Consider the following 9920-nt stretch of genomic DNA (forward strand, 5'->3'; position numbering starts at 1 on the left):
GCCAGCACATTGACCGACACCGCTTCCGGCATCGCCCACCTCCACAACATCATCCTCGCGGGGTGACACCAGCACCGTTGCCGGGCAACGCCTTCACCGAGTTACGAGACATCCTTTAGGAACTACCCAAATGGGTGACGGGTGTCCGTCACGGCGGCCCTTATCCTAGATGCGATGAGTGCGACCCAGACGCCGACGAACTCCGAGGGAAGCACGAGTCCGCACGACCAGCGGTACGTAGTACAGCTCTATGGCGAGGGGCAACTACTCGGAGCGGGCTTCTTCGTAACCTCCCGGTTCGTGCTCACCGCCGCCCATGTCCTACACCAGCTGCCGCCTGAACACCCCACTGTGGAGATCATGTGCGATGGTCGACGTATGCAGGGCCGCATCGCTCAGCGGACAAGCCGTTTCGACGTCGCACTTATAGAACTTACGAGCGGTGCACAACGCAGTATCCGAACGCCGGAGGCAGGCCGCTGTCAGCCCAGGGACGAGTGGAGCTCACCCTACCGTCCCGCGTCGACTGAGCCAGTACTCACCGGGTCAGTGGAGGCCGTCGACATGGCCTACCAGTGTCACGGCGGTGAAGTCATGATCGCGATGCAACTTATGTCTCGGCTCGACCTGGGAGACTTCTCGGGTTACTCCGGAGCGCCGGTCGAATGTGTGACAGATATGGACTTACCCACGCTCGCCGGGCTCCTGCTCGAGCAGGTGTGGCGACGTGATGGACCCGTTCACCGCCGCCCCACCGCATCCAATGTCTTGTTTGCAGGCACGTTGGCCCAGGCGTTGTCCTGCTTCGATCATTTTGACGTCCATCATCTCGTCTCCGCCCTTACGCCAAGTTCAAACGGCACCTCAGCAAACACTCCCCGCTCGTCGAAGTCGGCCGTCCCGAGCCAAGCGAGTAGGGCAGTGAAGGAGGCTGATCTTCTACTCAATGCACTCGACGAGTGGGCAGCACGGGGAATCCTGGATGACGGCCAGCTGGCTCTGCTGAGGCTGCGCGTTGCCAACAAGGTCGTTGATCGTGGGTTCTCGTGAGTGTCGCAGCCGAGGACGTTGTCCGTGACGCGGAGCTGCTTGTCCTCGGCGTGCCGGCATCCGATGGCCTGTCGTTGCGTTCCCGCCTTACGGATCAGATGCGGCGCGTCACGGAGGAACTTGACCGGCCGTCGGCAACCCGTGATTGGCCGCGGAACAGGTACTTGGCAGCTCTGCTAGACCGAGGCGGGCTCCCTGACCTCGCGGAGCTCCTGCTGCGCCGGGTCGGCGACATCGCGAGCGGCCTTGCCGTGGCAGCCGAAGCCCACAATTTACACGCTCTCATGATCATTCGAAACGGCGATCTGAGCGAAGGGATTCACCAGCTCGAGGATGCCTTTCTCGAGGCCAGCATTTGCGGGGCTGACGTACTTCGCACTATCGCCGTCAATCTCGCCACCGCTCATCGCATGAAGGGCGACATGGCCGCCGCAGCCCGTTGGCTTGAGCGGTCCAGTCGATATTCCCAGGAGGTGTCCGCTCCTACATCCGTGCAGTTGTGGGAGTCGATTACGCGAGGGTCGCTTGCTGCCGGAGCGATCGACGGTCCCGGCATCACGCGAGCGCTTGACCAGATCGTCGGTGATGTTCGGGCTGGCGAAATACTAAATTTCGACGCAGTCGCAGCGGCGGAGGTGGCGCGGATCGGGCTCGAGGCAGGGCGACTCAACGATGATCTAGATCTAGTGCGGCGTAGCCGTGACACGCTTGAACTGCTCGCCCAAGTAATCGGCTCAATCTACAACGTCAACGACTCGCGAAAGCTTACGGCCAGCGCCAACGCGGCAATCGGCGAGTTCGAGCTTGCGCGACTCGGCGATGCGGAGGACATCCAGTGGGTCAAGCCTCGGCTCGCGGAGCTCGCCGACCGGCTTCGAGACACACTCGGCCCAGACGATCCGCGAACGCTAGCGTTCCAGGCGAATGTGGTCATTGCAGACCTTGAAGTTGCCCGCCTCCGTCAGTCCTCGTCGTTTGCTAAGTGCGTCCGACGGTTGGAGCAGCTCGTGGAGCGGCAGTCGATGCTCCTAGGGTCGACCCATGAGCAAGCACTCACAAGCGCCGCAAACCTGGCGTGTGCACGGTTTGAGCTGGCCCTGCGAACAGCGAACGAACCCGCGTTAGACCTTGCCGCGTCAGGCCTCGCGGCATCGGCCGCGGCTTGTGCACATGAGCTCGGCGATGACCACCCGGTGACGCTCGTACTACGGCAGCAACTGCGATTTTGCACCGAAACCGACCAATCGTCAGACAGGTCGGGGGCGCTTGGCGGCATCATCACGCGGGTACGGCAGAAGACGCGGTGGGACCACGGCGATGAGAATTACGCCTCGTTTGAGCTTGCCGGTCAACGCCTACTGAGGGGCTCTGAATCGTCGCCATCAGCCGCACAAGATGAGTCGGGCCGGAAGCCCCCGCAGCACGATCGCCGAGAACTCTCCGATGCCGACGACGGCACCTGGACGTTGATCGAGCGAGCCCAGGCCGGTGAGTCCGAGGCGTTCGGCCTGATCTACGACCGGTACGTGGACAGCGTCTTCCGGTTCGTCTACTTCCGGGTCGGCAACCGCCAACTCGCCGAGGACCTCACCTCGGACACCTTCCTGCGCGCTCTCAAGCGGATCGGCAGCTTCACCTGGCAGGGCCGCGACCTCGGCGCCTGGCTGGTGACCATCGCCCGCAACCTCGTCGCCGACCACTTCAAGTCGGGCCGGTACCGACTGGAGGTCACCACCGGCGACGTCCTCGACGCCGACCGGGAGGACCGGGGCCCGGAGGGCAGCCCGGAGGCGGCGGTGGTCGAACACATCACCAACGTCGCGCTGCTCACCGCCGTGAAGCAGCTCAACCCGGAGCAGCAGGAGTGCATCGTGCTCCGCTTCCTCCAGGGCTTCTCGGTCGCCGAGACCGCCCGCGTGATGGGGATGTCAGAACGGCGTGTCACGGCATTGGAATACCGAGCAGTTCGCGCACTGGCGCGGAGACTGCCGCCCACGGGCTTCGAGTCTTAGCTTGATCTAATACCTTAAGACCCGAGAGTCTTCTACTACTGCAACGGCAGTTGGTCAGGGGTGGCCGTGTCGTCGGTAGTGGCAGGTTCGGGCTTGGTGTTGGCGTCGTCGTCGCCATCGGGACCAGGCACAGACGCGCTCTGGTGGGGAGCAATGCTCGAAACCTGTGGATGAGCGCCGTGGGGGCGTACCCTCCCGGCGAGTCCGAATCCGAGGAATCGAGTAGAGCCCGCGCGCCAACGCGGGTCGGGAAGGTACGCCCGTGCTTACGGTAGTCAACCCGGAAGAGCCCACGCCATCGGCGGTGCCACAGCCGGCGGCGTCCGGCGGGTCGTTGATCGACGAGATCGTGCGCGACGGTGCCCGCAGGATGCTCGCGGCGGCGTTGGAGGCCGAGGTCGGCGCGTACATCGCCGCGCACGCCGACCAGGTGGATGAGCAGGGCCGCAGACTGGTGGTGCGCAACGGTCACGCCCGGCCGCGGCGGGTGCTCACCTCGGCGGGTGCGGTCGAGGTGGCCGCGCCGCGGGTCAACGACAAGCGCGTCGACGAGCAAACGGGCGAGCGCAAGCGGTTCGGCTCGGCGATCCTGCCGGCGTGGTGCCGTAAGTCGCCGCAGATCAGCGGGGTGTTGCCGCTGCTGTACCTGCACGGCCTGTCCTCGCAGGACTTCGTGCCCGCCCTGGAGCAGTTCCTCGGCACCGGCTCCGGGCTGTCCGCAGCCACGATCACGAGGCTGACCGGGCAGTGGCAGGACGAGGCCCGCGCGTTCGGCGACCGGGACCTGTCGACGGTCGACTACGTGTACGTGTGGGCCGATGGCGTGCACCTGAACGTGCGCCTCGACGAGGCGAAACTGTGCCTGCTCGTCGTGGTCGGGGTGCGCGTCGACGGCCGCAAGGAACTCGTCGCCCTCGCGGAGGGCTACCGGGAGTCGGCCGGCTCCTGGGCCGACCTGCTGCGTGACTGCGCCCGCCGCGGCATGCGCGCTCCCACCCTGGCGGTCGGCGACGGCGCGTTGGGGTTCTGGTCGGCGCTACGGGAGGTCTTCCCGACCACCCGGGAGCAACGCTGCTGGTTCCACAAGATCGGCAACGTTCTCTCGGCGCTACCCAAGTCCGCCCACCCCGGCGCCAAGCGGGCCCTGGCCGAGATCTGGAACGCCGAAGACCGCGAACACGCCCGCCGCGCGGTCGCGGCGTTCAAGCTGGCCTACGGCGCCAAGTTCGGCAAAGCCGTCGCGAAGATCACCGACGACCTCGACAAGTTGCTGGCGTTCTACGACTACCCCGCCGAGCACTGGGTGCACCTGCGCACCACGAACCCGATCGAGTCGACCTTCGCCACCGTGCGGCACCGCACCAAGGTCACCAAAGGCCCCGGCTCGAAGGCCGCCGGCCTGGCCATGGCCTTCAAGCTCATCGAGGCCGCCCAGGCCCGCTGGCGCGCGGTCAACGCACCCCACCTCGTCGCCCTCGTCCGCGCAGGCGCCCGCTTCGAACGCGGCCGGCTGGTCGAGCGGCCCAAGGCGGCAGCGGCATGACCCCGCAGAAAGACTCGATGCACGACGAGCCCGTCCGCGATGGGAAGTACGCGCGGGTCGAGCGGGAGAGACGGTTCCTGCTGGCCAGACCGCCGCTGCCGGCTGCGGTTACCGCCAGCCGCCGCATCACCGACCGGTACCTGGCAGGCACACGGCTGCGCCTACGGCGTGCCCAAAGCCTCCCCAGCGGAGCCTGCGAGTTCAAGCTCACCCAGAAAGTGCCCGCCCAGCGGCCAGGCCACATCCAGGGACTGATCACGAATATCTACCTGTCCCCAGCCGAATACGAACTGCTCGCCTGCCTGCCCGCCGCAACGCTGTCCAAGACACGCCTGAGCGTCCCACCGCTGGGCATCGACGTCTTCGACCCACCACTGCACGGTCTGATCCTGGCGGAGGCCGAGTTCACCACCGACGAGGCGGCACGCTCCTTTCTCCCACCCCCGCAGATCGTCGCCGAGGTCACCGACGACCCCCGCTTCACCGGCGGCTCACTCGTCCACGCCCACCGCGACGACCTGCTCACCTGGCTCGCCGACTACGGCATCAAGCCAGTCCCTACCACCCCACAGACCCCCTGAACTCAACCGATCCACAGGTATTGACAATTGCTCGGCAGGCGGGCGTTGCCGCTTGCTGGAGGGCCCGTGAGGGTGGGATCATCGCGGCCATGATCGAGAGAATCGAGTCCTCCGTCAGCCGGTGAGCATGCCGACCGAGCCTGAACTGCTCGGACCCCAGATCACCCTGTTCGAGCACGCTTTACGTCTCCATCAGCGACATCCCGACGGTGCTCTGCCTAACGACGGTAAGCCGTACCCCGATGAGGACCGTCACCGTTCGCGACCGTCCTCCCCGCGTGTGAGGGATCGACGACTCTACGGAGCCGATGTCGCTGTCATCCTCGACAAGCACTTCAGCCGGCCTGAGGCGCAGGCGAGTGAACTTGTCGACGCCTTCCGCGATGCCTACGTCCCGATCTATCGCAACGACCACATCGTTGCCGCAGCGCTGCGCGCGGATCGAGAGCGCGTGCAGCAGACCGGCCGGTGGTTGGTGCGGCACAGCAACGACCGCAATGCCGCCACGGTCGGACTCGCGCTGCTGGCCGCCGATTGGGCCGAGGACGCTATCCCGCTGATCCAAACCATCGGTCTACTGTCGAGCCAATTTGGGCCGTTGGCGGCAGACGCGTTGCAACGCCGCCGTGGAGGTGCAGAAGCACTGCAGTGGCTCGCTGAGCGCGTCGCTGGCTGGGGCCGGGTCTACGTCGTTGAGGCGCTATGCCGACAAGGCTCGGCCAGTTCCCGGCCATGGCTGCTGCGCCATGCCTGCGACGGCGACTACCTCAACGGCTACTTCGCCGGCACGGTTGCGACCACAGCGCACCTGCACGAAGCGATCACCAGCACTGATGCCGACGACGACCTGATCGATCACACCGGCCGGCTCTTGAGGACCATGGCGGACTGCGATGGCATGGGTCTGACTCTCGAGCACTACCCGCCGGCACCTGTCGTGCTGGCCGCGCATGCTGCTTACCTCGCCCAGCAGCCCCCGACCGCGAATCGGTACATGGATGCCGCGATGATTGCCCACTATCTGGTGGCCAAGCCTCTGAACCGATGTGGCTGCACTTCCGAGCAGCGGGACCGCATTGTGCAGCGTTACCTCGCAGTACTCGACCAGCCGGATTGGCGCTACGCGGTCCGCGTAGGCCTCGGCCCGACCAGCAGCTTCGTCGCCTGGTTCGTCGACCACATAGCAGCGCGGCTGCGTCTCGGCGCGTTTTCAGACGTGGCTGAAAGTGACGAGCGATGAACCACGCCTCCCAATCAGCACCTGGTCGAAGCAGAAGGCTGTCCCTGACCGGTCCGGAAGGGCTGCTCCGGCAGTTGACCAAGATCTACACCGCCGTCAGCGCCCAAGCGGCCAGGGCGAAGGTCATCTGCTCCACGAAGGCGATCGAGTCGTTGAACCCCGCTCGCGGCGGGCGGTCAAAGCCCGGGGCCACTTCCCGAACGAGCTGGCCACGATGAAGTGTCTGTATCTGGTGACCCGGTCCCTGGACCCCAACAGAGCAGGCAAAACCGATGGACGATGCGCTGGAGACCCGCGTTGAACGTCGCGCCGGATGTCTGGTGCCGCATCCCGTTCGAGGCCGCGCGCACCTCGCCGGAAACAGCGGTGCGGGCCTGGCCAGGGCTTAGCCGAGCAGATAGCTGGCGGGGACCGCGTCGGTGAGCCAGACGCCGTTGGCGCTGCGGTGGAACACGTGCCCGTCGGCGGCCATCGCCGCCGCGTCGATGGTGAGGATCACGACCCGACCGGCGCGTCGGGCGCCGACGCGGTGGGCGGTCTCGGTGTCGGCGGAGAGATGGACGTGGTGCCGGCCGCCGCGGTGCAGGCCGGTAGCCCGGATCGACTCCAGTGCACCGGCGCTGGTGCCGTGATAGAGCCGGTCCGGTGGGGTGACCGGGGGCAGCCCGAGGTCCACCGGAACTGAGTGGCCCTGGTTGGCCCGGATCCGCAGCACCCCGTTGGTGCCACGCTCGACAGCGAACCGCTGCTTGTCGTTGCCGGCGACGACCGCGTCGAGCTCGGCCCGCTCGATCCGTAGGGCGGCGAGCAGAGCGTCGACGGGAGTCCAACCGGCCGGATCGAGCACCAGGCCAGCCCGGTCGGGATCGTGCCGGAGTGCCTTCGACATCCGTTTGCTCAACTTCACCAGGCGCTCGCGTTCCACTGTGGCATTGTGGTCGATCCCCGTCGCTCGAATCGAGAGGTTTTCCGGCGACACCGAACCCGGCTCTTCTCCGGTGGGCCGGTGTCGCTGCTCCCAGGATGGCTGCCGCCGGACGGTGCCACGGCTCGTCTGATGCCACTCCTGTAGGTCTGCTGCAGATCGATGTGAAGAGTTCAGGTGAGCTTCCTCGAGTCCGCTGCGGTTCCGTCATCTGAGACACCGATCCCAGGGGCAACGCCCTGACCGGACAGTTCAGGATGGTGGCCTCTCCGGCGTGCCTGAAGAGGCCACCACCACAGCTAGGCTTGCGCGAGCCTCAGAGTTGCGCTGAGCGGCATTCGCGGTGGGGCAAAGGGATCGTGTCGCCCCCCGAGTTGCCCCAGGCCCCACACCGCAGGTCGGGCAGACATTGACGGCGAGTCGCTGGCCGGCGACTCGAACCCCCACGTCGTTCAGCGCTCACAGCGGCGCGGGTCTGCGCGAGAGAGACCGCGTGAGCCGATCAGCTACCTCGCGGTCATGGTAGACACCTACTCACGCCGTCGTGGGCTACCACGCGGCGCGCGACCGTTTCGGGCAGAAGAGCGCGTCTGCAGATGTCGGCAGGGCACTCATAATGCAGACGATGGATGCACGTGGTCGTGACGTGAGGACTGCCGGTTGACGACGAGTATCGGTGAGTTGACGAGTGGTTTGCCCGCTGGCGTACGGCCAGAAACGCTTTGCTGTCCGCGCCGGATACCGTCGAACGGATCGCTGCCCGGCTCGGTTTGAACCGACCCGAAGCGTCGCTGCATCTGCAAGTCATGGTGCTGCCAGACCCGACCGAGCAGAACCTGTTGCGCTAAAACGGTTGGGACGACCGGCAACTGGCCGACCTCGGCTCGGCGCTGCTGACGAAACGGCTGCTCGTCGAATCCGAGACCCCCGGACGCCGTCTCGCCGTCCCCGCACCTTGGCGCAGCCCGAGGTTCGTGCCGCCCTTCGAGGCGTGGAAGTCTGCCCTGTACGGGTCGGCCCGGGTGAGGAGCCGCCCTATCTGCGGGTTCTGGCCACCCGCCCGCTGACCGACCTGTTCCACGACGCCGGCAGCCGCGCCCTTATCGATTCCCCCATGCCGCAGGCTGAACGCCTCCAAGACTTCCATGATCATGACCTCGGGCTGGTGCTCAAGGTATGAACTGCGGCACCACGTCGGCGAGTGCATGGTCGAGGATTTCCAGGCCCAGGTCCAGCTCCGCGTGACTGGAGGTGAGCGCCGGTGCGATGCGGAAGACGCCGCCCATACCCGGCAGCTGCACCACGTTCATGTGCAGGCCCAGTTCCAGGCAACGCCCCGTCACTGCCGCGCCCAGCGCGTCGGCCGGTCGTTTCGACTCCCGGTCGCTGACCAACTCGAGCCCGACCAGCAGCCCGCGGCCCCGCACGTCGCCGACCACAGGGTGCCGTTGGCTGATCTCCTGAAGGCCCTTGCGCAGGTACGAGCCCAGTTGCGCAGCCTGTTCATCGAGCCGGTCGGCCTCCAGCACATCCAGGACCGTGTTACCGACCGCAGCCACCAGCGGGTCCGAGACGTGCGTGGTGAAGAAGAGGAAGCCGCGCCCGTGCGCGGTCTGCTCGATCTCCGGGCTGGTCACCACAGCGGCCAGCGGCAGGCCGGCGCCGAGTGTCTTGGACAGGGTCAGGATGTCCGGCACGATGCCGTCCCGCTGGAACGCGTACCACTCTCCGGTGCGGCACAGACCGGTCTGCGCCTCGTCGAGGATCAACAGCCCGCCCCGCTCGTGCACCTTGTCGCGCAGCGCCGCGAGGTATCCCGGCGGCAGGTCGATCACCCCGCCGGAGCTGAGGATCGGTTCGACGATGCACGCCGCCAGGCTGCCCACCGACTGGGCGTCGAACAGCTCGAACGCGAACTCCAGCTGATGCCGCCAGTCCAGTTCGCCGCTGGGAAAGGTGAAGTCGGGCCGGTACGCGTTCGGCGTGGGGATGGCGAAGTTGCCGGGCGCCGCGGGCCCGTACCCCTTGCGCCCCGAGCTGTAGGTGGCGCTCGCCGCAGCCTGCGTCATTCCGTGCCAGGACCGGGCGAACGAGATGATTTCGTGTCGGCCGGTGACCAGCTTCGCCATCCGGATTGCCGCCTCGTTGGACTCCGCGCCGGTGGTGAGCAGCAGGACCTTGTCCAGCGGCGCAGGCAGCGAGCCGGCGAGGCGGCGTGCCAGCTCGACCACGGGCCGGCTCAGCATGCCACTGAACAGGTGGTCGAGAGTGGCTGCCTGCCGCTGGATCGTGGCTACTACGGCCGGGTGAGAGTGGCCAAGGATCGCGCTCATCTGCCCCGAGGTGAAGTCGAGCAGGCGGCGGCCGTCGGCGGTGAAGACGAAACTGCCCTCGGCGCGTTCGATGATTTCACGTACGAAGCTGCCCGCGCCGATGTAGCGGACCAGGTGACGGTCGGCGTCGGACCAGAACGAATCAGCCATGGACCGACGCTAAAGGATGTCTCGTAACTCGGTGAAGGCGTTGCCCGGCAGCGGTGCTGGTGTCACCCCGCGAGGATGATGTTGTG

General features: G+C 66.5%; 7 protein-coding genes and 2 pseudogenes. 7 read left to right on the plus strand and 2 right to left on the minus strand.

From position 1 onward, the window contains the following. The first annotated feature begins 174 nt into the window (after window positions 1–174). The 6 genes and pseudogenes from ACPXB1_RS30280 to ACPXB1_RS30305 all read left to right on the plus strand — a co-directional run. Entirely contained in the window at window positions 175–1050 is an 876-nt protein-coding gene (locus ACPXB1_RS30280) for a trypsin-like peptidase domain-containing protein (RefSeq protein ID WP_355632965.1), read from the plus strand. A 1457-nt stretch (window positions 1051–2507) separates the two neighbouring features. Then, a pseudogene (locus ACPXB1_RS30285) lies at window positions 2508–3062 on the plus strand (sigma-70 family RNA polymerase sigma factor); the annotation flags it as partial. 262 nt (window positions 3063–3324) lie between these two features. Continuing rightward, window positions 3325–4605 (plus strand): IS256 family transposase, encoded by a 1281-nt coding sequence (locus ACPXB1_RS30290; RefSeq protein ID WP_425736143.1) that lies wholly within the window; start codon window positions 3325–3327, stop codon window positions 4603–4605. Beyond that, window positions 4602–5186 (plus strand): hypothetical protein, encoded by a 585-nt coding sequence (locus ACPXB1_RS30295; protein ID WP_355598227.1) that lies wholly within the window; start codon window positions 4602–4604, stop codon window positions 5184–5186. Before ACPXB1_RS30290 ends, ACPXB1_RS30295 begins: the two co-directional genes overlap by 4 nt. A gap of 127 nt (window positions 5187–5313) precedes the next feature. Beyond that, window positions 5314–6426: a hypothetical protein gene (locus ACPXB1_RS30300; RefSeq protein ID WP_355632968.1), complete on the plus strand. Its 1113-nt coding sequence runs from the start codon at window positions 5314–5316 to the stop codon at window positions 6424–6426. Between the two features lie 119 nt (window positions 6427–6545). Continuing rightward, a pseudogene (locus ACPXB1_RS30305) lies at window positions 6546–6729 on the plus strand (transposase); the annotation flags it as partial. Window positions 6730–6811: 82 nt separating this feature from the next. Here the strand turns inward: ACPXB1_RS30305 and ACPXB1_RS30310 are convergent. Then, entirely contained in the window at window positions 6812–7351 is a 540-nt protein-coding gene (locus ACPXB1_RS30310; RefSeq protein WP_355632962.1) for an RNA 2'-phosphotransferase, read from the minus strand. A 991-nt stretch (window positions 7352–8342) separates the two neighbouring features. On the opposite strand from ACPXB1_RS30310, the gene ACPXB1_RS30315 reads away from it, so the two are divergent. Then, a complete protein-coding gene (locus ACPXB1_RS30315) occupies window positions 8343–8531 on the plus strand; it encodes a hypothetical protein (RefSeq protein WP_355632959.1) in 189 nt (62 codons plus the stop codon). On the opposite strand, the gene ACPXB1_RS30320 is transcribed toward ACPXB1_RS30315, so the two are convergent. Then, window positions 8521–9834, minus strand: a complete 1314-nt coding sequence (locus ACPXB1_RS30320; protein ID WP_355632956.1) for an aspartate aminotransferase family protein — start codon at window positions 9832–9834, stop codon at window positions 8521–8523. The two genes, ACPXB1_RS30315 and ACPXB1_RS30320, sit on opposite strands and share 11 nt — an antisense overlap. Between the last annotated feature and the right edge of the window lie 86 nt (window positions 9835–9920).

Origin of the sequence: Micromonospora sp. DT68 (genome assembly GCF_049847245.1) — a bacterium.
Taxonomy (GTDB): Bacteria; Actinomycetota; Actinomycetes; order Mycobacteriales; family Micromonosporaceae; genus Micromonospora; species Micromonospora profundi.